Genomic DNA, 22,541 nt, shown 5'->3' with positions numbered 1-22,541 from the left:
CTTCTTTCTTGGAATGCTTTTTTTTAGAATGTTTATCTTTCTTTCCCACCGCAATCTGGTTCTTTGTATTACATTAAAACCTACCGCAGCATGACTGCGATAGGTTTGTATTCAAAACCAGACTTGCTGGTTAAGTTATTCTCCGGCCTGGCCGTTGTAGTTTATTTTACCTACGTGTTTGTCAATTTCCCATCTTCCTGTTCCTTCTTCTCCAATCAGATCAAACAACTCAACAGCTCTTCTGGCTTTATATTCTTCTTCTCTCTGTTCTTTAAAGAACCAGTTTAAGAACTCTACTGTTACATAGTCATGTTCTTTATGGCAACGTGCGGCAATGTTTTTAATGGACTGCGTTACGCTGATCTCCTGATCCAAAGCTTCTTCAAATACTTCGCGGAAAGAGTTGTACTCTATTTTAACATTGGTCACTTCCGGAGAAATGGCCGTTCCGCCCATATCAAGAACATATTTATAAATTTTTAGCTGATGTTCTCTTTCTTCATCAGACTGCTTAAAAAAGTATTCAGCAGAATTGTCAAATCCGTTACGGTCACACCATGATGCCATGGAAAGGTAAGCTGAAGAAGACTGCGCTTCTTTTTTAATTTGCTGATTCAACAAGGCTTCTACGTCTGCAGAAATTAAACTTTTTATGCGAATGATATCTTTCATGGTCTTCTTATTTTATTTTCAACTGATTATAAGTCAAAAATAATGCTATAAAATCACAAAAACTGCATCAGCGTGCAATATGGAAAGAGTCTAAAGCTAGTTAAGCAGAAATACGGTACAGGCGGTCCTGTATAATATGGTTCAGGTTCAGCATCACAAAAGTCCCTTCCAGCAGTTCTTTAAAAGCAATGATCTCCAATACAGTCAACACATAGCAATGATCACAGGCACAGATAAATACAATCTCAACATCTGCTGATTTAGAACTATCCATAAGAATTTCTTCTATATTGATGCCATAAATAGCTTTTTTCAATTTAAGAATATTCCTGTAATCAAAACAAGCAACCTTACCGGCAAAATCAATATACCAGCAACTTTCCTTGTCACTCTGGTAAACAGCACCTTTACTTGTACTAAATACCTCGGTCAGTTGAACGGAAATTTCCAGAATAGAATTTTGCATTGCTTCTAAATTTGCACAAAGAAAATCATTATATGGAATTAATCCAAATTAATAGCAATAATTATTCTAAATAACTATCCCTCTCTGTAAAAACAGCTTACAAACTCCTAATGCAGAACATTTCAACATTGGCCCTGTACAAAAAAATATCTGCTAAATTTGCAGAATGAGCAATGGCAGTTTTTCCAATACGGTTTTTGATAAAGTCCTATCCTTTATCGCCTACACCAATCAGCACATTTTCCTTACCGGAAAAGCGGGAACCGGAAAAACGACCCTGCTCAAAAAAATTACAGAAAGCAGCACCAAAAAAATGGCCGTGGTTGCCCCTACCGGCGTTGCCGCAATGAATGCCAAAGGCACCACCATTAATTCTTTCTTCCAGCTTCCTCCGGGCTCTTTTTTTCCCGGTGACCTCCAACTCGAAAACCTCCAGGCCGGTATCCTTTCCATCAGCGCTGTGGTTTCGGACATGAGTTATTCCCGGGAAAAGATCAGTCTGTTCAATGAACTGGAACTGCTGGTCATTGATGAGATTTCTATGGTCCGTTGTGACCTATTGGACGTCATTGATGCCATTTTGCGGGCCGTGAGAAAAAGTGACCTGCCATTTGGGGGTGTACAAATGCTCCTGATCGGTGATTTATACCAGCTTCCCCCTGTGACCAAAAGAGAGGACTGGGCTTTTTTAAACCGGGCCTATGCCTCTCCTTATTTTTTTGATGCCCATGTGGTCCGCCGAAATCCCTTATTGCAAATTGAACTGACCAAAGTCTTCCGGCAAACAGAACCGGAGTTTATCAATATTCTAAATGACATACGGAACAACCAGATTGACCAAAACAGCCTGGAAATCCTCAACCGTCGTTATGACCCCTTGTTTAATCCATCCGGAGAACTCAGCCCGATTATCATCACCTCCCACAATGCAGAAGCCAATGCCGTTAATACAGAAAAACTACATGAGCTTCCGGGAGAAGAATACAGCTTTGAAGGAGAGGTTAGCGGTGATTTTCGGGATCTTGGCTTACAGGCAGAACAGACCCTGAAACTAAAAGAAGGTGCCCAGATTATGTTCATTAAAAATGACACCGGTGATGACCGGAAATTTTACAATGGAAAAATCGGCAAAGTCAAGTCCATTACGGCCGGAGAAATCCTGATTTCTTTCCCCCAGGAGGAGGATATGGTCCTTGAAAAATCTTCCTGGCAATCCTTTGAATATAAAACTGATCCCGAGCAAGTCATTGTGCAGCAACAGGTAGGCGAGTTTTCACAATATCCCATTAAACTGGCCTGGGCGGTGACCATACATAAAAGTCAGGGCCTCACCTTTGACAATGCCATTATTGATGCGGGTAAATCATTTGTTTCCGGACAGGTCTATGTGGCCTTAAGCAGGGTAAGGACCTTAAACGGCCTGGTCCTCAAATCTAAAATCACCACAGAAAGCCTGCGTTCCAACCCGGAAGTCATCCGATATATGGCCCCGGCAAAAGAAGAAGACCTGGACCAGATTCTTATCTCCCAGCAGGAAAGCTTCATCCTTCAAAAGGTACTGGCTTATTTTTCCTTTCAGAAACTCAGTGCCGGCCTGGAAAGCATCAGCTCAAATCCGGAGGTTATTAAGTCCAACATTACCGAAATCAATTTGCTGCTTGGTCAATTGCGCAAATCTGTACATGAGCTGACCACATTATCTTCTCGTTTCCAGTCACAACTGCGCCAGCTATTAAAGCAAAATGGTTTTAAAGATCAACCCGCCATACAAAGCCGGGTCCTTTCGGCAGTTACTTACTTTTCAAAAGAAGTTTCAACCTTAATGTTGCAGCCCATGATCAAGTACCTGCGGATCAAACCGCAAAACAAGATCCACCAGCAAATCCATCATCTTTTTCAAAAGCAAAGACAACTCACCGAAAATCAGCTGGCCCTGCTTCAGATTGCCGCTGGTTTGCTGGACAAGCCTTTGGACCAAAAAGATTACCTGGAATGGCTGGACCAGCAAAAAAATAAAACTGCTCATCAGCCTTCAGGCAGCTCAGGTGGCCCACAGGCCGTTACACTTCAATTATTTTAAAAAAAATACAATAACCTGTAACCTTTTACCTTTTTCTAACATCTTATAGGTAATTAAAAAATCCACTCCCTTTTTACATGTTCTCCTAAGAATATGCTGTGAAGCGTATGTGGAATTATGATGACCATTATGAACCACAAAAAATACCACACCTGCCTGCTGATGATCTGCATTTTTTTAATGAACATCGGCCTCACTAAAGCTCAGAACCCGGTTTCTGATGGAGAAATTTCCGGCAAAGTACTGGATGAAACTCAAAAAGCTTTCCCTTACGCAACCATTAGCCTGTTAAATGCAAAAGATTCGACCGTTGTAAAGGGCACCTTAAGCCAGGACAACGGTACCTTTCAGTTTAAAAGTCTTAAAGCCGGCAATTACCTCATTGGATTTTATGTTGTCGGTTATAAAAAAGTATTTAAGGGACCTTATGGAATTGGCCCGGAGAAAAAATCACACAATACAGGAAGCGTACAGCTGAGTACAGATTCAAAGCTGCTTAAAGGCGTTGAAATTGTACACCAGAAACCCCTGATTGAAAGACAGGTTGACAAAATGGTTTTAAATGTCGAAAACAGCGCCCTGGCCGCAGGAAATACGGCTTTGGAAATTTTGCAGAAATCCCCGGGTGTGACTGTAGACAAGGATGGTAAAATCAGTCTGATGGGAAAACAAGGTGTAACGGTGATGTTGGATGGGAAACCAACGTATTTATCTCAGGAACAACTGGCCAACCTGTTGCGCGCTACAGAAGGCAATGCCATACAATCCATAGAGCTCATCACTAACCCTTCGGCAAAATATGATGCGGCGGGTAATTCGGGAATCATCAACATCAAACTAAAGAAAAACCGCAATTTTGGCACCAACGGTTCTGTGTATGTAGGCCAGGGTATAGGACAATATTATAAAGTTAATGGCGGGCTCTCGCTGAACCACCGGGAAAAGAAACTTAACGTCTATGGCAATTTCAATTATGGCCACAACAAAAGGTTTCAGTCTACAGACATCATGCGGGTAAACGAAACCAGCGCCAATAAAACTTATTTTAACCAGACCAGCAGTACCATAAACAACCGCAACAACAGCAATTTCAAAGCGGGTATAGATTACTTCATTAACGACAACAACACCCTGGGCTTTGCCATGAACGGTTACAACAGCAACGGAAAAAGCACCGCCAATGTCAATACCCTGATTGGTGACCGCCCTTCAAAAACAGATTCTTCAGTAGTGGCCACCAACCCAAGTAAATACAAATACACCGGGATGGCCTATAACCTGAATTACAAAAGCACTATAGATACCCTGGGCCAGGAATTCAGTGCAGATGCCGATTTTGCACAATACAAATCTTCAGAAATCAATGATTTCAACAACATTTACCTCAATGCTGCCGGACAAACCTATAAACCCGACTATCTTTTCACCAATCAGATCCCAACCAAGGTGAATATTTATTCAGGAAAAGTGGATTATACCTACCCGATTAATAAAGAGACCAAACTGGACCTTGGCTTAAAATCGAGTTTTGTTAAAACAGACAACAGTTACCTGTTCCAGAATTTCCTGAACAACACCTGGGTGAATGATGTTACGCGCAGCAACCAGTTTCTGTATGATGAAAATGTCAATGCAGCTTACGCCAATATCAAAAAGAAATTCAAAACCACCACTGTACAGTTGGGTTTAAGGGCGGAACAGACCAACTCTAAAGGAAATTCTGTAACGGACCAGAAAATTGTCAACCGCCATTACTTTGACCTTTTCCCAAGTCTTTTCGTGAACCAGGAATTGTCAAAAAACCATGACGTCGGCTTCTCTTACAGCAGGCGGATTGACCGTCCGGATTACAGCAACCTGAACCCCTTTGTCAATTACCTGGACCTATACTCTTACCGTTTTGGGAACCCTTTCCTCAAACCACAGTACACCAATGCTTTTGAGCTTTCTTATTCCTATAAAAAGACGCTCAACCTTACTTTTGGTTACAGCCATACCAGTGATGTCATGTCAGATGTCCTGCTGACAGATACTGCAAAAAAGACCATCTTTATTTCTACACAGAACCTGGCCACGCAGGACTCTTATAACATGAACCTGAATTACCCTGTTCAGATTACCAAATGGTGGAGCAGCAACAATAATCTGACGGTGTACTATAATAAGTTTAAAACACCAAACCTGCTGGGCCAGCCCTATGAAAGCGGCAGAACAGCTTTTAACTTCAACACCACGCAAACCATTACCCTTAATCCAAACACAAGTATCGAATGGTCGGGCTTTTACCAGTCCAAACAGGTTTACGGCACTTTATTGATTGACCCTCAATATGGGGTTGACCTGGGCCTGAGCAGGTCTTTCATGGATAAAAAAATCAACCTGAAAGTGGCAGCCAACGATATTTTTAAATTGCAGAAAAGCAGGATCACCAGTACCCTTCCATCGCAAAATTATGTGGTGAACGAAAGATGGGAAAGTCAGATTTTCCGGGTTACCTGCACCTACCGTTTCGGAAGCAGCCAGATTAAAGCGGCACGTCAGCGTTCCGGTGGTTCAGAAGAAGAAGGAAGAAGGGTGAAATCAGGAGGTTAAAGAATAAATTGTTAAATTTGGGTTTTGCAAGCTTAACCCAAATTTAATTGTATTCTAAAGATCAGGCTTCGGCCATTAAACAAGCTTTCTGGACAGCTTTTGGTCAGTATATGGCGCTGCAGCCCTCTTCTGAGGGGCTAAAAGTAAACTGGATCAATTACAAGACCGGCGTCAAACATTTATTTTTTAAAATGCAGGCAGATCAACGCACTGCATCTGTCAGTATTGAAATCAGCCATCCCGATCCAGGGGTCAGGGAACTGATGTTTGAACAATTCAGGGAATATAAAAACATTTTGCAAAGTAGCCTGAACGAGGATTGGGACTGGGCCGCCGAAACGCAAACTGAACAATATAAAACCATCAGCAGGATTTCCACACAATTGTCCGGACATAGTATATTCAAACAGGAAGACTGGCCGGCACTGATCCGTTTTTTCAAAGTGCGCATCATGGCGCTTGATGAGTTCTGGAGTACAGCGCAATATGGCTTCGAGCTCTTTAAATAAAGGGCTCAATCTTTATATATAAGAAATTAAAGCAGGTTTTTCCTAGCTTTGCGCATGCAACAGCAACGTACCGGTTTATTTATTCTGCTGATTCTGGGTTTACTAACCGCTTTTGGCCCCCTTTCTATTGACATGTACCTTCCTGCCTTCCCTGCTATCGCTAAAGGTTTGGGTGTCCCTATTGCCACTGTACAATTGTCCCTGGCCAGTTTTTTTATTGGCATATCTGCCGGGCAACTGATTACCGGCCCTCTTTCCGATCGTTTTGGCCGCAAAATACCTTTGGCCATCGGACTCTCTGTCTATGTCATCGCTTCCATAGGTTGTATGTTTACGCATTCTATAGAAGTTCTCATTGCTTTAAGATTGCTGCAGGGACTGGGGGGCAGCAGTGGTCAGGTCATTGCCCGGGCAATGGTCCGCGACCTCTACACCTCCGACCGCATCGCACATGTTTTTTCGATTCTTATGCTCATTATGGGCATTGCACCTATTGTGGCACCTTCCATAGGTGGATTTATCATTACCCACTACAACTGGAGGGTCATTTTTGCTGTCCTGGGTGGAATTGGAGTGTTTGCTTTTCTGGGCAACTGGCTGGTGCTCCCTGAAAGTAAAAAGGCAGACCCAAGTCTGTCCATGACCGCCGGAGGTATTGCCCGACAATATTTCCGTGTACTGCAAAGCCGGCAGTTTGTAAAATATGCCCTTATTGGTACCATCACAGATAGCGGGCTTTTTGCTTATATTTCGGGTTCGCCTTTTGTGCTGATGAAATTATACGGTGTTTCCGGCCAGCATTATGGCTGGATCTTTGGACTAAACGCCATAGGCCTTATTGGTTGCGGACAATTGAACCGATTGATGCTTAAAAAATATTCGAGCGGGCAAATTGTAAGCACGATGGTTTGGGTACAGCTTCTGGCAGGCCTTAGCCTGATCATTGGTATTCTATTGCACATTGAACTGATCCCGATGCTGCTGCTGGTTTTTATTTACGTTTCCACCCTGGGCTTTTTGCTGCCCAATACCACTGCTTTATCACTGGTTCCCTTTAAAAAGAATGCAGGTTCAGCTTCGGCATTACTCGGGGCATTGACTTATATTACCGCTTCACTTACTGCGGCTATTGTTAGTGCGGCAGATAATGGTACCGCCATGCCCATGGCAGCCACCATGTTTATTTGTGCATTGGTGTCCCTGCTGATTCTTGCTTTTTTCCGATACCGTACAGAAAATACAGAAACAGATCTTTGAACCAAATGGTCCAAAGATCTGTAAAAGCTTATTTTTCCAGATAGTTCTTAAGCGAAGTTCCCAGAATTGCCGTCCATCCGCCAAAGAAGTTTTCTCTCGCAAAGGAAGGATTGTTTTGAGCAAAAGTTTCCAAGCCCTTATGTGTCAGCTTAAGACGGGTCTGTCCGTCTTGCTCAAAGAGTTCAAAACTCACCTCCGAACTTCCATCGTAACCTTCATAGCTCCAGGTGTAGGCAAGTTTTTTCTCTTCGACGACTTCTGTGACCACACATTTATGCAGGTACATAACGCCTTTGTCTCCGGCTTCAAACTCAAACTCAAAGCCAACAACAGGTTTAAACTCATTGAGCTTGAAATACCATTTGGCCATTTGGTCCTTGTCGGTGATGGCCTTCCATACCCTGGCAATAGCTGCTTTATAGGTACGTTCTAAAATAATTGGTTCTGCATTCATCTGTTTATATTTAAGTTATTTAAATTTTATCTCCTTCTTCTGAAAGCAACTCGTCCAACGCATCCAGTTTTTTTGTCCAGAAAGCCCTGTAACTTTCAACCCAATCTTTAACCACTTTTAACTGCTCCAGTTCTGCATGGCAAAAACGTTCCCTTCCCTGTGCCCGGATACTGATCAGTCCGCACTGGTTTAAAATTTTAATGTGTTTGGACACAGCAGGACGGCTGATGTCAAAATGATCGGCAACCGCATTTAAATTTAAAGGCTGCCCGGCCAGCAGATTGATCATTGCTCTTCTATTGGGATCGGCAATCGCCTGAAATACATCTCTTCTCATTGTTTAGTTTATATGAAACCTTTCGGTTACAAATATATAGGAAACCTTTTGGTTACACAATAAAAAAAATAAAATTTATTGCATAAAAAAACCCGCCTGGATCAGCGGGTTTATCTATTTCGTCTGTAAAGTTTTTATTGTCCTCTGAGTTTAGACCAGACCAGGTAAGAGGCGCCCCAGGAAAATCCTGCGCCAAAAGCCGTCAGGATCATTTTATCCCCTGCTTTAAAATCATTTTTATAATCCCACAAACACAATGGAATTGTTGCCGCAGTGGTATTTCCATAACGGTCAATATTCACTTTAACATGATCAGCAGAAATGTTCAGCTTCTCTCCCACTGCCTGAATAATTCTCAAATTGGCCTGATGAGGGATCAACCAGTCTACCTGCGCCGCATTCAGATCGTTTCTTTCAAAAACCTCTGTACAGGTTTGGGTCATTCCTTCTATGGCCGCTTTAAAAACAACTCTTCCGTTCTGGCTAATGTAATTGAGTTTATTGGAAACCGTTTCCGTTGTAGAGGGGTGCATTGACCCGCCCCCACGGACAATCAGTTGCTCTTTTCCGCTTCCGTCTGTTCTGAAAACGTTATCAATCAGGCCTTCTTCTGCCGTAGTTTGCTCCAACAACACCGCTCCTGCCCCGTCTCCAAAAAGAATACAGGTGTTTCTGTCTTCATAATTGATAATGGCACTGTTTTTATCTGCACCGATCACAATCACATTTTTATATCTTCCGCTTTCTATTAAACTTGCACCCAATGTCAGCGCATAGAGAAAGCCGCTGCAGGCCGCATTGGAATCTACTCCCCAGGCATTCACCAAACCCGCTTTTTCGCAAACCACGCTGGCTGTAGAAACCATAATGTAATCTGGTGTAGAAGTAGCCACCACGACGCATTCTATAGCCTCCGGAGACAAATTTGCATCTTTCAGCAAGCGCTCCACAGCCTTTACTGCAAGATCAGAAGTTGCTGTATTTTTATCGCTGGCAATATGCCGCTCTTTAATTCCGGTCCTGGCGACAATCCACTCATTATTGGTGTCGACCATTTTTTCCAGATCATGGTTGGTTAAAACATTTTCTGGTACATATCCACCGAGAGCGGTAATCGCAGCATTATATCTAGTTCTCATTAATCATTTTTCAATTCGGTGCGCAAAACTAAGAAATATTTACAGCTGTGTTACACTTTATTTTTTTTGAACTGTACCTTTGCAGCGTCAACATATACATATGAAATATCTAAGCAACTTATCTATTCCCGTATTTTTCGCAATCCTGTTTTGTTTAACGTCCTGCAAAAATGAGAGAAAATTACCAATTTACGGAGAACGCGAGGCTAAAACTATAAAAAATGAAGACGGGACGACAAAAACCGACTCCATTTATCAAACCATTCCTGATTTTAAGTTCCTCAACCAGGACAGCGTTTTAATTACCAACGCAAAATTCAAAGACAAAATATACATTGCCGATTTTTTCTTCACCTCCTGTTCCAGCATTTGCCCGGTCATGCACAGGAACCTGAAAAGCATATACGACAACTACAAAGATAATCCCGATATTATGTACTTGTCCCATACCATAGATTTTAAATACGACAAACCTTCTGTTTTAAAAAAATATGCACAAAAACTGGGCGTAGGCCCCCAATGGCAATTTGTTTATGGCCCTAAAGAGGAAATTTATGGGATTGCGGAAAAAAACTATCTGGTTGCGGTAATGGAAGATAAGAATGACAAAGACGGCTATGTACATCAGGGCTGGCTGGTTCTGATCGATAAAGACAGGCGCATCAGAGGGGCTTATGACGGAACCAATCCGGAATCTGTTGCCCAGCTGACCAAAGACATTCCTGTATTGCTGGCTGAATATAAAAAATAACCATGAGAAAGACTTTTATTGCTGTTTTGTTCTTTCTGACCATTGCCTCCATCATCTATTCCTGCCAAAGCGCAGAAAAGGTTGAGCAGGACATGTATTATACCAATGGCAGGGACCTTTACATTAAACATTGCCAAAATTGTCATGGTGCCAAAGGTGAAGGACTTGGAGAACTTGCCCCTCCTTTAACCGATACCCTGTACCTGAAGGAAAATAAAACACGCCTGGCCTGCATTTTAAAAAACGGATTGAGCGGAACCATTAAAGTAGCTGGTAAAGAGTTTGAAGGGAAAATGCCCGATTTCAACTACCTTGCAGATATAGACATCGCACAGCTGATCGTATACATTACCAATTCCTCGGGAAACAAACAGGGCATGTACAAAACCGAGCAGGTGGCTACAGATCTGAAAAACTGCAAATAGAAACTCTTTTTACAGCTTAAAACCCTAAAAAAGTTTTTTGTATCTTCGCCCCGAATGCAAGCCGTTCTATCGCTGCGATTTATCGGAGAGGAAAGTCCGGGCAACACAGAGCATCTCGCTTCCTAACGGGAAGAGGTTTGGGAATGAAGACCTGAATTATGGAAAGTGCCACAGAAAATACACCGCCGATGGCTTTTAAGTACAGGTAAGGTTGAAATCGTGAGGTAAGAGCTCACGAATGTTCCTGGCAACAGGTATATTGGTAAACCCCGGGAGTTGAAAGACCAAATAGGCTAACGCATGTAGGGCTGCTCGTCCGATGTTAGTGGGTAGGTCGTTAGAGGTAAATGGCGACGTTTACAGTAGATTAATGATAGAAGTTTCTTTAATGAAATACAGAACCCGGCTTACAGGCTTGCATTTTTTTTGTTTTATCCTTAAGTATTAATAATACTTAATATATTCGTGTCCAATAACAAGAATATTTTGTATACCTATGGCGAAATTATTAATAATTGATGACGAGAGGGCGATCAGAAGTACTTTACGTGAAATTCTGGAATATGAGGATTATGATGTAGAGGATATTGATAATGGCGTAGACGGTTTAGAACTCATCAAGAAAAAGAAGTTTGATCTCGTTTTATGCGACATCAAAATGAACAGGATGGATGGTATGGAAGTCCTGGAACAGGCCCTGGCCTATAGCCCAGACCTTCCTTTTATTATGATATCTGGTCACGGTACAGTGGAAACTGCTATTGAGGCCAGTAAAAAAGGTGCTTTTGACTTTATTTCCAAACCACCGGATTTAAACCGCTTGCTGATCACCGTTCGCAACGCACTGGACCGCGGAACACTGGTTACAGAAACCAAAGTCCTGAAAAGAAAAGCAAGTAAAACTCGGGACATTCTGGGCAGTTCAGAATCCATTAGCAAAATTAAAGAAACCATAGAACGGGTAGCCCCTACAGAGGCCAGGGTGTTGATTACAGGCGCCAATGGAAGTGGAAAAGAGCTGGTTGCCCGCTGGCTGCATGAAAAATCCCAAAGGGCAGACAGCCCGCTGATCGAAGTCAATTGTGCTGCAATCCCTTCGGAACTCATTGAAAGTGAATTGTTCGGTCATGAAAAGGGCTCTTTTACTTCTGCGGTAAAACAACGCATTGGTAAATTTGAACTGGCCAATGGCGGGACCTTATTTCTCGATGAGATTGGGGATATGAGCCTTTCAGCGCAGGCAAAAGTATTGCGTGCACTCCAGGAGCATAAAATTACCCGGGTAGGAGGCGAAAAAGAACAGGAAGTTAATGTCCGTGTACTTGCCGCAACCAATAAAGACCTGCTGAAAGAAATCGAAGATGGCAATTTCAGAATGGACTTGTACCATCGTTTAAATGTAATTAACATACACGTTCCGCATTTAACTGAACGTACAGAAGATATTCCGGTCATTGCCCAAAATTTTCTTGAAGAAATTTGCAGGGATTACGGAATGCCGGTTAAAAAAATCAGCGATAATGGCATGTCTGCGCTTCAGGCCCTTCCATGGACTGGTAACGTACGGGAACTGCACAACATGATTGAACGTTTGATCATTTTAAGTGATAAAGTGATTACCGAGCATGATGTTACTGCCTTTGCCAATCCCGGAGGCGGTACAAATATTGGCGCTTCAACTGCCGCCACCTTTACTGCCGCCAATCATTCCAGCGCTCCTGATTATGAAAAATTTAGTAATTTCCAGGACTACAAAGACTTTGCAGAGCGCGAGTTTATTAAGTTTAAGCTCGAGAAAAACAACTGGAATGTATCCAAAACAGCAGATGACATTGATATACAAAGAAGTCACTTGTACAGTAAAATAGAAAAGTTCGGTTTGAAAAGGACCACAGAATAAAAAAAGCCCCTGACCAAATTCAGGGGCTTTTTTATTACTCCATGTAATCTGCCTGCCTGCTGAGCAAAGCACGGTATTTATTAAATACAGCTGTTTTAGATACAAAACCTATATATTTCCCATCAGCTGTCAGTACCGGAAGCAGCCAGGCATTCTCTGTTTCCATTTTTTGGAGCACCATTTTCAGGGAATCTTCTTCCATAACAAGTCCGGGTGCAGCATGCATCAATTCCTTTACACTGGTTTCCTGCTGCTCTGGATCGAGCGTAATTTTCAATACATCTTCCATATAAATCAGGCCTATAAATACCTGATCCTGATCAAGGACGGGAAAGAGGTTTCTTTTGGCCTGTAAAATTTCATTCATCCGCTCTGACAATACATCTTCTTCATTCAATACCAGGTAATCTTTTTCAATCAGGTACTTGAGTTTCATCATATTCAGTACTGTGGTATCCTTGTCTTCATGAGAAAGCAAAGCCCCGCTTTCTGCAAGTGGTTTGGTATAAATAGAATATTTATTGGCACTGCGGCTGATAAAATAAGAAATGGCCGAAGTGATCATCAGTGGTACCATTAAAATATAGCCACCGGTAATTTCTGCAATCAGGAAAATCCCCGTTAAAGGGGCATGCATAATGGCACTTAAAGAAGCGGCCATTCCTGCAACAATAAAGTTGGCCACATTCAAATGAGCTATACCAAGGGTATTGGCTGAAAAGGCAAGTATAAAGCCCAAAAGCCCACCCATAATCAGGCTCGGTGCAAAGATCCCACCATTCCCTCCTGCCCCAAGGGTAATGAGTGTTCCAAATGACTTTGCGAAAACAGTAATTACCGTAAACAGAATAATGGCTACAGGCAAATCGGAATACTCAGAAAAAATACTATTGTGGATTACCGTATTGTAATTTCCGCTCAATAAATTTTTAATGGTTACATAACCTTCTCCGTAAAGGGTTGGAAAAAGAAAAACCAGGGCGCCCAGGGCCAGCCCACCAAGGACCACCTTTTTATAAGGATGTTTGATCTTGTAAAAAAAGGACTTGACCGCATAATTTACTTTTACAAAATAAATTGAAAAAAAACCAATAATGGCTGCCAGTAAAACATAATAAGGCAGGGCATTCATTTTCCAGCCTTCGGTAACCAGGTAAAAAAGCTGCTCGGTATAAAATAACCTTGACACCACTGCTGCCGTGGCCGAGGCCAGAAGCAATGGGATAAAAGCCGGAATGGTGAACTCAGGAAGCAGGATCTCTATCGCAAAAACGATCCCGGCAATCGGGCTGTTAAAAGCGCCTGCGATACCTGCTGCGGCACCACAAGCGAGCAGCATCGTGGTTTCCCGGTACGATAAGCCTAAAAAACGACCTACCGCAGAACCAATACCCGAACCACTGGTCACAATAGGTGCTTCGAGTCCTGTAGAGCCCCCAAAGCCTACGGTAAGGGCGGCAGTAATGATCTGCGAATAAATATTGTGCGGTTCAACCTTGCTGGATTTTTTGGAAATGCTAAATAGTAATGGGGTAAGTCCGGTTTCAAACTTTCCCTTGCGAATAAACCTTCTGACATATAAGACCGATAGCAAAATACCGATCATTGGAAAAAAGATGTATAAATAATATTTGTAATGCCAGTGAAAACCACTTTGCAGAAAATCTTCAATGTGGTGGGTAATTGATTTCAGGGCGGCTGCAGCCAGTCCGGCCAATATGCCTACAATTAATGCGGCAATAACGAGAAAGTTTCTGTTTGAGATTTTAGTCCTACGATATTGATTGAGGCGATCAATATAGTTCACTAATCTTACATACATCTTTTTTGGTTTTAACTGTCAAATTTATCTAACAACTTGAGTAGCGTTGCAAAATCTTTTGGGTATGGGGCTTCAATTACAATATCCTGCTCATCGAGTCCTTTAAAAACAAGGTGCCTGGCATGCAGGGCAAAACGTTTCATAACCGGTTGTTCTTCTTCATCTTTTGCCAACCGGTAGCCTTTTTTTAGGCTCGACAAAAACACCGGTTTTCCACGGTACATGATGTCACCGGAAATAGAGGCACGCTGTGTGGCCAGGTGGATCCGGATCTGGTGCATTCTTCCTGTAATGGGCTTACACTCCACCAGGGTATAATGCTTGTAGTATTTAATAGAATTAAAATAGGTTTCCGCACGCTTGCCTTCCTGACGGTCTATGGTTACATTTTTATTGCCGTCATTTAGAATTGGTAAATCCACCAGCAGGTCATTAAACACAAACTGACCATCTACAAGGGCATGATAAGTTTTACTGACTTTTCTGCGTTCAAACTGCATTGAGGCATGCCGATAGGCTTCCGGATTTTTAGCGATAATAATTGCGCCGCTGGTTTCTTTATCCAGGCGGTGACAAACCTGGGCATCACCTGCGTATTGTTTGGCCAAACGAAGAATATTTACTTCACCTGAACCTCCGCGTTCATCCAGAGATGCAACAAACGGAGGTTTATTTACAACGATAAAATCATCGTTTTCAAATAGTATAAGATCTTTAAAAGAAGGATATTTCAATGATAATGGGTTTCTTGAGCACAAAAGTACTAAGAAAGTTCGAATTTATAGCCTACTCCCTTCACAGTAGAGACATAATTCTCACCCAGTTTTTCCCTCAGTTTGCGGATGTGTACATCAATAGTGCGGTTGGTCACCACCACAGAATCTTCCCAGATGTTTTTAAGGATGGACTCCCTGGTATATACTTTACCCGGTTTGGAGGCCAACAGGTACAGCAATTCAAATTCTTTTTTCGCCAAAACAACTTTTTCGCCACCCTGGTACACCAGATAAGCTTCCCTGTCGATCACCAGATCGCCTATTTCTACTTTGTTTTCAGAAACTTCATCACTGCTTACATTTCTTCTCAAAATTGCATTGATCCTGCTCACCAGGGCCCTTGGTTTAATTGGTTTTGCGATGTAATCATCTGCACCTACATTAAAACCTGCTATTTCGGAATATTCTTCACTTCTGGCAGTTAAAAAAACCATAAAAGTATTTTTAAACTCCGGTATAGCGCGCATCAGGCGACAAGCCTCAATACCATCCATTTTGGGCATCATGATGTCCAGAATGATCAGATCAGGATGAACTTTTCTCGCAACCGAGATCCCATCCTGTCCGTTACTTGCTATAAAAACCTGATAGCCCTCTTTTTTAAGGTTATACTCTACCAATTCGAGTATATCTGGTTCATCATCAACAATAAGTATCTTTTGCTTGGCAGTGCTCATATCTTTAATTATTTGTTACGAAAATAGCTAATCAAATGCACTATAAAGTTAAACATAAGTTAACAAATTGTTAAGCAGACCATCTATTTTAACATGAATTTAGGATTAGCGTAAAGTTTTATTTAAGAAATCTTCCAATTCCTTGCCTCGCAGGTTTTTGGCAATGATATTTCCCTTAGGATCCACCAGGAAAGAACTTGGAATAGCCTCAATCTGATAATTCCTTACTGTCGGGCCTTCAAAATCCTGTAATTCACTGCCATGGTTCCAGGTCAGGTGATCGGCTGCTACCGCTTGTTTCCAAGCTACAGGGTCCTTATCCAGGGAAATTCCCAAAATGGTAAAGTTCTTGTCCTTATAGGTATTATAAGCCTTCACTACATTTGGATTTTCCAATCTGCAGGGCCGGCACCAGGACGCCCAAAAATCAAGCAGCACATATTTTCCTTTAAAATCGGCAAGGCTTATTTTTTTTCCATCAATACTGTTCATGGTAAAAGCGGGTGCCGGTTGCCCTACCTGTACCGATTTCAATTTTGCCATACGGCTCAAAAAGTCCTGTACAGCAGGTGTATTTTTAAAATTTCCTTTAATCTGATCCGCAAAGGCCACCAGTTCTTTTTCATATTCAGAAGGTGGGCTTAACAAATTAATTGCATAAAATCCAGCCAGTGAACTGGTATTGGCCTGGGCAAATTTCAGAATTTCCTGGTTGAGCTCTTCTACTTCTTTCATATATTCCGGCCTTAAGCTTTCCATAATGGCTTCTCTTTTTGCAGGCTCCTTGGAAACCATATCGTCAAATTTCTTTTGAACCGCTGCAATCCTGGACATATACTTATTTTTAATGGCATTCAGTCCTTCCAGCTTGTCGGCTTCTTCTGCACCGGAAATGCTATAGTGCATGGTTTTGTCCCCAAGATCTGCATCCAGTTTAATGTCATCACCATTTTTGGCAATAATCATATACTCATTGTTTCCTGCAGTAATTTTGTAAAAATTCACCTCAGGACTGGCATGATTAAATTTAAAAGCCCCTTTATCGGACAGTACAGTAGAATCCAAAGCCACAGGATTTGCTTTATCCAAACCAAAAAGATAGACTTTGCTCTGCGCAGCACCATTTTTAATGGTTCCGTTGATTACAAATTTACTACTGTCCTTACATGCTGTAAAAGCCATACCGGCCAGCAATACATAACCTAATTTCTTAATCATATGATGGTACATTTATGTTTAACTTAATTTTTCCAAAACAAGCGTATTTACTTTTTGCGGATCTGCTTTTCCTTTGGCCATTTTCATCACCTCCCCTACAAACAAACCCAACACACCTTTTTTTCCATTCCGGTAAGCTGTTACCTGAGCTTCATATTTTTGAAGTACCTGATCTACAAAAAGCCCCAGTTCATCTTCATTATCTTCAATCAGTAAATTAAATGCTTTTGCCAATTCCAGCACATCTGCACCTTCTTTTTCTTCGAGTAAAGGCAACAACTGCTGCAGGGCAACCTGCTGACTGATTTTTTTATCATCCGTTAAATTGATCACCGCGGCCAGTTGCGGGGGCGTTAGTTTATAAGCACCGATTTCGATTCCTTTTTCGTTCAGCAAAGACCTGACCGGTCCAATCAACCAGTTGATCAGGCTTTTCTTTTGTCTGGTCAGACCTGAGGCCTGATTAAAATAAGCAAGCAGTTCAGTGTCTTCAGCAAATACTGCAGCCTCGGATGCGTTAATTCCATATTCGGCCATCAGATTTTTACTGATCTGGGCTGGTAAAGCGGGCATGGACAACTGTAGTTCTTTTAACCACTGATCTGAAATGACAATTGGCGCCAGATCGGGGTCCGGAAAATAACGGTAATCGTTTGCTTCTTCTTTACTGCGCATGGGTGAAGTACTCCCCTTTTCCGCATCAAAATTCAAAGTGCTTTGTACAATTTCCCCGCCCTTTTCAACCAGTTCCAGCTGGCGTTTAAATTCAAATTCCATTGCCCGGCGTACGTTTCTGATGGAATTGAGGTTTTTCACTTCACATCTGGTCCCAAATTGCTGCTGCCCTTTGCGGCGGATAGAGATATTTGCATCACAACGAAGACTTCCCTCTTCCATATTTCCATCACTTACACCGAGATGCCTGACCAGTTTTCTGATTTCTGTAAGCAAAGCAGCGGCCTCTTCAGCACTGCGTATATCGGGTTCAGTTACAATTTCAATCAAAGGAACTCCGGCGCGGTTCAGGTCAACAAAAGAATAATCATCATGCTGGTCATGCAGGCTTTTCCCTGCATCTTCCTCCAGGTGGATCCGGTTAATGCCAATCCGTTTCAGACTGCCATCGCCCAGGGTCAGTTCCACAAAACCTTCCCGGCAAATGGGCTGGTTGTCCTGCGTAATCTGATAACCTTTGGGCAGGTCCGCATAAAAATAATTTTTACGGTCAAAATAGTTCACCTGATTGATCCGGCAGTTTAAAGCAAGCCCCATTCTGACGGCTTTCTCCACAACTTGTTTATTGAGTTTTGGCAATGCACCCGGCAAAGCCAGGGAAACTGCAGAAATATGATGATTGGGTGCTGCTCCAAAAGCAGCACTGTCTGATGAAAAGATTTTGGTCTTTGTGTTAAGCTGTACGTGGATCTCTAAACCTGATACCAGTTCATATTCTGAAGGGGAAACTGCATTGATCGTACTCATTTATCGCATCAATTTATTATACAACATCATTTATAGCTCATGATGAAATTTAAATCTATACCAGCAAATATAACCAAAATAGTGGTATGAGCCGACTTATATAAAATAGTTACACTAAGCTGATCTTCTGATTAACATTCTTGGCATAAACTTTGAATCTCTTTATATACACACAAATAATAAACAAGGTTATGAAAAAATTAATCGTATTCGCATTGCTTGGTTTTGCTGCAGTAGCTGCAGTCCCAGCCAAGGCACAGGTTAGCCTGAGTATCAATATCGGTTCACAGCCGGACTGGGGACCAAGGGGTTACAATCACGTGGATTATTACTATTTACCGGAAGTACAAAGCTATTATTATGTACCCACCCGCCAGTTTATTTACCTAAGCGGAAGCAGGTGGATCCATGCACGCTCCCTCCCTTCCATGTACAGAGGATACGACCTATATGGGGGCCGGAAAATTGTAATCAACGGTGACCGTCCTTATTTAAGACATGATGTTTACAGAACCCGCTATGCAACAAATTATGTATACAACAGACCTCAACGGGTGGTTTACCGGGATTATGACAAACACGAATATAAAAGATACGAAAAGGAACAACGTCGTTGGGAAAAACAGGAAAGACACGACAGGGGCCATGACAATGGACGCGGCTGGGGCCGCGGTCGGGACCGTGATTAAGCTGTAAACAAAAAAGCATCCCTAGGGATGCTTTTTTTATGTCCTATCCATAAAATACCTCCGGTAAACAAAGCACTAAACAGGTTAATTTCTTTTTTAAAATAACCAGGTGGTCACTAGGTGCTAACAGGGTCTTAACAGGGTGATAACAGGGTCGTTTATATTGTTATTATCTAATGATCACCTGGTTATTTTACAATAAGTACATTGTTATTTTTAAACCATTCCACATACCTGATAAAAGCATTATTCCGCTGGGTATAGATTGCCTCTTTTCTACTGTTCTAAGCATTGAAGTGGCCTTCTATAAAATAAAAATGGCTTTCACCAAAAAATAATTATTTGAAAATCAATTAATTAAAAATTATTTTAAATTATCGCAAACTTTTTTGCAATGTGCTGCGTTATAGTTGCAGTTTGTTTGGTTTAGGTTGATCTGTGGTGGATTAACCATCTTTAAACAGGGATGACGCCCAACGTTCATCCCTGTTTCCTTTTTGGTAAAATACATGGATCTAACCAGCCTCATTTGATGACCTTTATCCTTAGACGTAAAAAATATGGCCTACGATGAATTATTTGCAAACCGCATCCGGGAAGCATTATTCGAACTGAGAGATTGTGAAGAAAAAAGAATGTTTGGCGGACTTTGTTTTATGCTTGAGGAAAAAATGCTGGTCTGCATCCGCGAAAACGATCTGTTGTGCAGAATAGGAAAAAGTCAGGCTGAGCTTGAACTACAGAACGACAGTTGCAGGCAAATGATCAGCAGAGGAAAGGTGATGAAAGATTTTGTCTATGTAGATACCATAGAAGTTAAAACCAGTCATGACCTTCAGTACTGGATAACCTTGGCTTTAAACTTCCATCAGGAAAATAAAATTGTGAAAAACAAAAAGGCCTGATCACCAGGTCATTTACTTTTTGCCGGTCTGACCACCACCTCTCTTCGTCCATCCTCCATTTTTCTGATCTTAAACCTCAGTTTCAAATAAGCCATCATTTCTAAAAATGTAGATGCACTGGCCTCTCTTCTCACTTCCCCACTGAATTTCAGGTCCGGCACCTCACCTTCATAAATTACATCTGCGTCATACCACCTTGACATCTGTCGCATAACATTTTTAAGGGAAGCGTTATTAAATTGAAAATATCCGTTTTTCCAGCTGACCGCTTCTTCTGGATGAACTTTTTCCAGCTTCAAACCTTTCTGATCCAGGACCGCCTGTTCCCCGGGCTCAAGAACAATACGTTTTTCAAGTCCCTGCGCCCTAAATTCTTCTAATTTTTCAGGAGACATCAACCGTGCCTGGCCACTGACCAGGGTAATGCTGGAAAAATGGTCATCCGCATAAGTGCTGATGTTAAAATTTGCATTTTCTGCTTCAATAATCTGTTTAGCCACTTTCACTTTAAAGGGGCTATGGCCTGTTTTTGCAATTTCAAAATAAGCTTCTCCCTTAAGCTCTACAATTCTGGCCGTATCCGAAAATTTCGCGGGATAACGCAAACTGGAAGCCGCATTAAGCCATACTTTTGTTCCATCTGCAAGAACCAGTTTATAGGTCCCTCCCCTTGGGGTAAAAATTTCATTATCGGCTACAGCAGAAGTTTCTGTAACCTGCCGGGAAGTATCGGCATCAGATAAACCCCTATTCAGCTCATAGATCAATTCTCCATTGATTTGACGGATCCGGACACCCTGTTGTACATCAATTTCTCCCCTGGATTGGGCTGTTAAAGAAATTTTAAACCCATTGCCAAGAATGAGTGTCGCTTTGGGCCCGCCAGCTTTAAAATCTGTATCTGCAGTATAGGATATGTTATCAAGATCAGGGTGGTTTTTATAAAAAGCCGCACCGATGGCTGTAGCCAGCAGGGCCAGACAGGCAATCAGCAGATACCTGAAAGACCAGCGCTTGTAAAAAGGGGGTAGCGGTGCCCCCGGGTTTTCTTCATTAAACTCTTCCTGCACTTCTGATTTTTTTTATTTGTCCAAAAATAAACAAATTTTCTTCTTTACCTACCTGGATTTTAGCGCTAAAAACAAATAAATATTTCGAATAAAATAAATATAAAAAATAATATACTTATTTTAAAAGCAAAAACAATATATCATTCTGATTTAACTAGCTTTGAGGATTAAATTTACGTAAAATGAAATCATATTCTCTATCTGAAGATGAAAATCAGCGGTTAGCAGTCTTGCTGGAAGAAGTTAAACACAATACGGAGTTATTTATGGGTTATCCGGTCTCCAAAGATTTTGACTACACCAGTTTATTGCCCTTTCTGAAATACCCGATGAACAACCTTGGCGATCCATTTGTGCCATCCACCTATGCCGTGGGTTCCAGAGCGCTCGAAAAAGAGGTTGTGGAATTTTTTGCTGAACTGTTCAGGGCAGAAAAAGACAACTGGTGGGGATATGTAACCAATGGGGGCTCTGAGGGCAATTTATATGGCCTCTATCTGGCCAGAGAACTCCATCCAAAAGGAATGGTTTACTATTCCGAAGCCACCCATTACAGCGTACAGAAAAATCTTCATTTGCTGAATATGGAAAACATCACCATCAGTACCCAGACCAACGGAGAAATGGATTATGAAGACCTTGAAAATACCATTCGAATGAACCGTCAGCTGCCAGTAATTATTATGGCAAACATAGGCACCACCATGACCGAAGCAAGGGATGATATTGGAAGGATTAAAGCTATTCTTAAAAAACTGGCCATTAAACATTATTACATTCATGCAGACGGTGCTCTTTCAGGAAGCTACAGTGCTTTTTTGGAACCCCGTCCTGCTTTTGATTTCGCCGATGGCGCAGACAGTATTGCCATTAGCGGTCATAAATTTATGGGAACTCCTATGCCTTGCGGGGTTGTCGTGGTTAAAAAATCTAACCGCGACAGAATTGCCCGTTCAGTGGCTTACATAGGCAGTATGGACACCACCATTTCCGGTTCCAGAAATGGGCACAGTCCTTTATTTCTTTGGTATACCATCAAAAAGCTTGGTATGGAAGGCTTAAAACAAAGGGCCTTACATTGCCTGGACACTGCCCGTTATGCAGAAGAAAAATTACATGAAATGGGAATACCAGCCTGGAGAAACCCCAATTCAATTACAGTGAACTTTCCTGAACCTGCTGCTGCCATCCGAAAAAAATGGCAGCTGGCAGCAGAATCGGGTTCTTCTCATATCATCTGTATGCCAAATATAGGCAAAAACCAGATTGACCAGTTGCTGCAGGAAATCAGAGAGAGCCAGTTCGAACTGACTACATAGG

General features: G+C 41.9%; 21 protein-coding genes and 1 other RNA gene. 11 read left to right on the top strand and 11 right to left on the bottom strand.

The features are described 5' to 3' along the window. Positions 1-135: 135 nt before the first annotated feature. Together B0O44_RS16360 and B0O44_RS16355 are read right to left on the bottom strand one after the other, a co-directional pair. Positions 136-672, bottom strand: coding sequence for a ferritin (locus tag B0O44_RS16360; RefSeq protein WP_110832825.1), 537 nt, complete (start codon positions 670-672; stop codon positions 136-138). A 100-nt stretch (positions 673-772) separates the two neighbouring features. Next, on the bottom strand, positions 773-1,138 hold the full coding sequence (locus tag B0O44_RS16355) for a hypothetical protein (protein ID WP_110832823.1): 366 nt from the start codon (positions 1,136-1,138) through the stop codon (positions 773-775). Positions 1,139-1,304: 166 nt separating this feature from the next. Here B0O44_RS16355 and B0O44_RS16350 point away from each other — a divergent pair, with 166 nt between their 5' ends. The 4 genes from B0O44_RS16350 (at position 1,305) to B0O44_RS16335 (ending at position 7,576) form a co-directional block, all read left to right on the top strand. Further along, entirely contained in the window at positions 1,305-3,218 is a 1,914-nt protein-coding gene (locus B0O44_RS16350; protein ID WP_110832821.1) for an ATP-dependent DNA helicase, read from the top strand. A gap of 129 nt (positions 3,219-3,347) precedes the next feature. Continuing rightward, positions 3,348-5,810 (top strand): outer membrane beta-barrel protein, encoded by a 2,463-nt coding sequence (locus tag B0O44_RS16345; RefSeq protein ID WP_170123355.1) that lies wholly within the window; start codon positions 3,348-3,350, stop codon positions 5,808-5,810. 47 nt (positions 5,811-5,857) lie between these two features. After that, positions 5,858-6,319: a DUF4268 domain-containing protein gene (locus B0O44_RS16340; RefSeq protein WP_110832817.1), complete on the top strand. Its 462-nt coding sequence runs from the start codon at positions 5,858-5,860 to the stop codon at positions 6,317-6,319. A 54-nt stretch (positions 6,320-6,373) separates the two neighbouring features. Beyond that, entirely contained in the window at positions 6,374-7,576 is a 1,203-nt protein-coding gene (locus B0O44_RS16335; RefSeq protein WP_110832815.1) for a Bcr/CflA family multidrug efflux MFS transporter, read from the top strand. 28 nt (positions 7,577-7,604) lie between these two features. Here the strand turns inward: B0O44_RS16335 and B0O44_RS16330 are convergent, their stop codons facing one another. The 3 genes from B0O44_RS16330 to B0O44_RS16320 form a co-directional block, all read right to left on the bottom strand. Next, positions 7,605-8,030: an SRPBCC family protein gene (locus tag B0O44_RS16330; protein ID WP_110832814.1), complete on the bottom strand. Its 426-nt coding sequence runs from the start codon at positions 8,028-8,030 to the stop codon at positions 7,605-7,607. 19 nt (positions 8,031-8,049) lie between these two features. Further along, the gene (locus B0O44_RS16325; protein WP_110832812.1) at positions 8,050-8,367 is read right to left on the bottom strand and encodes an ArsR/SmtB family transcription factor; all 318 of its coding nucleotides are present in this window, start codon (positions 8,365-8,367) and stop codon (positions 8,050-8,052) included. A 134-nt stretch (positions 8,368-8,501) separates the two neighbouring features. Further along, positions 8,502-9,506, bottom strand: a complete 1,005-nt coding sequence (locus B0O44_RS16320) for a beta-ketoacyl-ACP synthase III (protein WP_110832810.1) — start codon at positions 9,504-9,506, stop codon at positions 8,502-8,504. A gap of 100 nt (positions 9,507-9,606) precedes the next feature. Here B0O44_RS16320 and B0O44_RS16315 point away from each other — a divergent pair, with 100 nt between their 5' ends. The 4 genes from B0O44_RS16315 to B0O44_RS16300 all read left to right on the top strand — a co-directional run bounded on the left by B0O44_RS16315 (position 9,607) and on the right by B0O44_RS16300 (position 12,582). Then, positions 9,607-10,257 (top strand): SCO family protein, encoded by a 651-nt coding sequence (locus tag B0O44_RS16315; RefSeq protein WP_110832808.1) that lies wholly within the window; start codon positions 9,607-9,609, stop codon positions 10,255-10,257. Positions 10,258-10,259: 2 nt separating this feature from the next. Further along, positions 10,260-10,682 carry a c-type cytochrome gene (locus tag B0O44_RS16310; protein WP_110832806.1) on the top strand — a complete coding sequence of 141 codons (423 nt, stop codon included), beginning with the start codon at positions 10,260-10,262 and terminating at the stop codon, positions 10,680-10,682. Positions 10,683-10,735: 53 nt separating this feature from the next. Beyond that, an RNA gene (rnpB, locus tag B0O44_RS16305) (RNase P RNA component class A) lies at positions 10,736-11,108 on the top strand. 70 nt (positions 11,109-11,178) lie between these two features. Beyond that, the gene (locus B0O44_RS16300) at positions 11,179-12,582 is read left to right on the top strand and encodes a sigma-54-dependent transcriptional regulator (RefSeq protein ID WP_110832802.1); all 1,404 of its coding nucleotides are present in this window, start codon (positions 11,179-11,181) and stop codon (positions 12,580-12,582) included. A gap of 34 nt (positions 12,583-12,616) precedes the next feature. Here the strand turns inward: B0O44_RS16300 and B0O44_RS16295 are convergent, their stop codons facing one another. The 5 genes from B0O44_RS16295 to gatB form a co-directional block, all read right to left on the bottom strand. Continuing rightward, entirely contained in the window at positions 12,617-14,404 is a 1,788-nt protein-coding gene (locus B0O44_RS16295; protein ID WP_110832800.1) for a chloride channel protein, read from the bottom strand. Between the two features lie 11 nt (positions 14,405-14,415). Further along, positions 14,416-15,138 carry an RluA family pseudouridine synthase gene (locus B0O44_RS16290; protein ID WP_110832798.1) on the bottom strand — a complete coding sequence of 241 codons (723 nt, stop codon included), beginning with the start codon at positions 15,136-15,138 and terminating at the stop codon, positions 14,416-14,418. Between the two features lie 29 nt (positions 15,139-15,167). Further along, the gene (locus B0O44_RS16285; protein ID WP_110832796.1) at positions 15,168-15,857 is read right to left on the bottom strand and encodes a response regulator transcription factor; all 690 of its coding nucleotides are present in this window, start codon (positions 15,855-15,857) and stop codon (positions 15,168-15,170) included. A 105-nt stretch (positions 15,858-15,962) separates the two neighbouring features. Next, positions 15,963-17,075 (bottom strand): TlpA disulfide reductase family protein, encoded by a 1,113-nt coding sequence (locus B0O44_RS16280; protein ID WP_110832793.1) that lies wholly within the window; start codon positions 17,073-17,075, stop codon positions 15,963-15,965. 18 nt (positions 17,076-17,093) lie between these two features. Beyond that, the gene (gatB, locus tag B0O44_RS16275) at positions 17,094-18,557 is read right to left on the bottom strand and encodes an Asp-tRNA(Asn)/Glu-tRNA(Gln) amidotransferase subunit GatB (protein ID WP_110832791.1); all 1,464 of its coding nucleotides are present in this window, start codon (positions 18,555-18,557) and stop codon (positions 17,094-17,096) included. Positions 18,558-18,748: 191 nt separating this feature from the next. On the opposite strand from gatB, the gene B0O44_RS16270 reads away from it, so the two are divergent. Beyond that, complete coding sequence (locus B0O44_RS16270; protein ID WP_110832789.1) at positions 18,749-19,246, top strand: hypothetical protein; 498 nt, start codon at positions 18,749-18,751, stop codon at positions 19,244-19,246. A 560-nt stretch (positions 19,247-19,806) separates the two neighbouring features. Then, positions 19,807-20,151 carry a TfoX/Sxy family protein gene (locus tag B0O44_RS16265; protein WP_110832787.1) on the top strand — a complete coding sequence of 115 codons (345 nt, stop codon included), beginning with the start codon at positions 19,807-19,809 and terminating at the stop codon, positions 20,149-20,151. A gap of 8 nt (positions 20,152-20,159) precedes the next feature. Here B0O44_RS16265 and B0O44_RS16260 read toward each other — a convergent pair whose 3' ends face one another. Then, positions 20,160-21,221, bottom strand: coding sequence for a FecR family protein (locus B0O44_RS16260; protein WP_110832784.1), 1,062 nt, complete (start codon positions 21,219-21,221; stop codon positions 20,160-20,162). Between the two features lie 182 nt (positions 21,222-21,403). On the opposite strand from B0O44_RS16260, the gene B0O44_RS16255 reads away from it, so the two are divergent. Further along, positions 21,404-22,540 carry a histidine decarboxylase gene (locus B0O44_RS16255; protein ID WP_110832782.1) on the top strand — a complete coding sequence of 379 codons (1,137 nt, stop codon included), beginning with the start codon at positions 21,404-21,406 and terminating at the stop codon, positions 22,538-22,540. Position 22,541: the final 1 nt, after the last annotated feature.

This window comes from Pedobacter nutrimenti (genome assembly GCF_003208655.1).
Classification (GTDB): Bacteria; Bacteroidota; Bacteroidia; order Sphingobacteriales; family Sphingobacteriaceae; genus Pedobacter; species Pedobacter nutrimenti.
This window is presented reverse-complemented; position numbering and strand designations above follow the sequence as displayed.

Bases quoted from the DNA above. Each gene is read 5' to 3' on its own strand.
- B0O44_RS16360 (WP_110832825.1), bottom strand. From the start codon at position 672: ATGAAAGATATCATTCGCATAAAAAGTTTAATTTCTGCAGACGTAGAA.
- B0O44_RS16355 (WP_110832823.1), bottom strand. From the start codon at position 1,138: ATGCAAAATTCTATTCTGGAAATTTCCGTTCAACTGACCGAGGTATTT.
- B0O44_RS16350 (WP_110832821.1), top strand. From the start codon at position 1,305: ATGAGCAATGGCAGTTTTTCCAATACGGTTTTTGATAAAGTCCTATCC.
- B0O44_RS16345 (WP_170123355.1), top strand. From the start codon at position 3,348: ATGAACCACAAAAAATACCACACCTGCCTGCTGATGATCTGCATTTTT.
- B0O44_RS16335 (WP_110832815.1), top strand. From the start codon at position 6,374: ATGCAACAGCAACGTACCGGTTTATTTATTCTGCTGATTCTGGGTTTA.
- B0O44_RS16330 (WP_110832814.1), bottom strand. From the start codon at position 8,030: ATGAATGCAGAACCAATTATTTTAGAACGTACCTATAAAGCAGCTATT.
- B0O44_RS16325 (WP_110832812.1), bottom strand. From the start codon at position 8,367: ATGAGAAGAGATGTATTTCAGGCGATTGCCGATCCCAATAGAAGAGCA.
- B0O44_RS16320 (WP_110832810.1), bottom strand. From the start codon at position 9,506: ATGAGAACTAGATATAATGCTGCGATTACCGCTCTCGGTGGATATGTA.
- B0O44_RS16315 (WP_110832808.1), top strand. From the start codon at position 9,607: ATGAAATATCTAAGCAACTTATCTATTCCCGTATTTTTCGCAATCCTG.
- B0O44_RS16310 (WP_110832806.1), top strand. From the start codon at position 10,260: ATGAGAAAGACTTTTATTGCTGTTTTGTTCTTTCTGACCATTGCCTCC.
- B0O44_RS16300 (WP_110832802.1), top strand. From the start codon at position 11,179: ATGGCGAAATTATTAATAATTGATGACGAGAGGGCGATCAGAAGTACT.
- B0O44_RS16295 (WP_110832800.1), bottom strand. From the start codon at position 14,404: ATGTATGTAAGATTAGTGAACTATATTGATCGCCTCAATCAATATCGT.
- B0O44_RS16285 (WP_110832796.1), bottom strand. From the start codon at position 15,857: ATGAGCACTGCCAAGCAAAAGATACTTATTGTTGATGATGAACCAGAT.
- B0O44_RS16280 (WP_110832793.1), bottom strand. From the start codon at position 17,075: ATGATTAAGAAATTAGGTTATGTATTGCTGGCCGGTATGGCTTTTACA.
- gatB (WP_110832791.1), bottom strand. From the start codon at position 18,557: ATGAGTACGATCAATGCAGTTTCCCCTTCAGAATATGAACTGGTATCA.
- B0O44_RS16270 (WP_110832789.1), top strand. From the start codon at position 18,749: ATGAAAAAATTAATCGTATTCGCATTGCTTGGTTTTGCTGCAGTAGCT.
- B0O44_RS16265 (WP_110832787.1), top strand. From the start codon at position 19,807: ATGGCCTACGATGAATTATTTGCAAACCGCATCCGGGAAGCATTATTC.
- B0O44_RS16255 (WP_110832782.1), top strand. From the start codon at position 21,404: ATGAAATCATATTCTCTATCTGAAGATGAAAATCAGCGGTTAGCAGTC.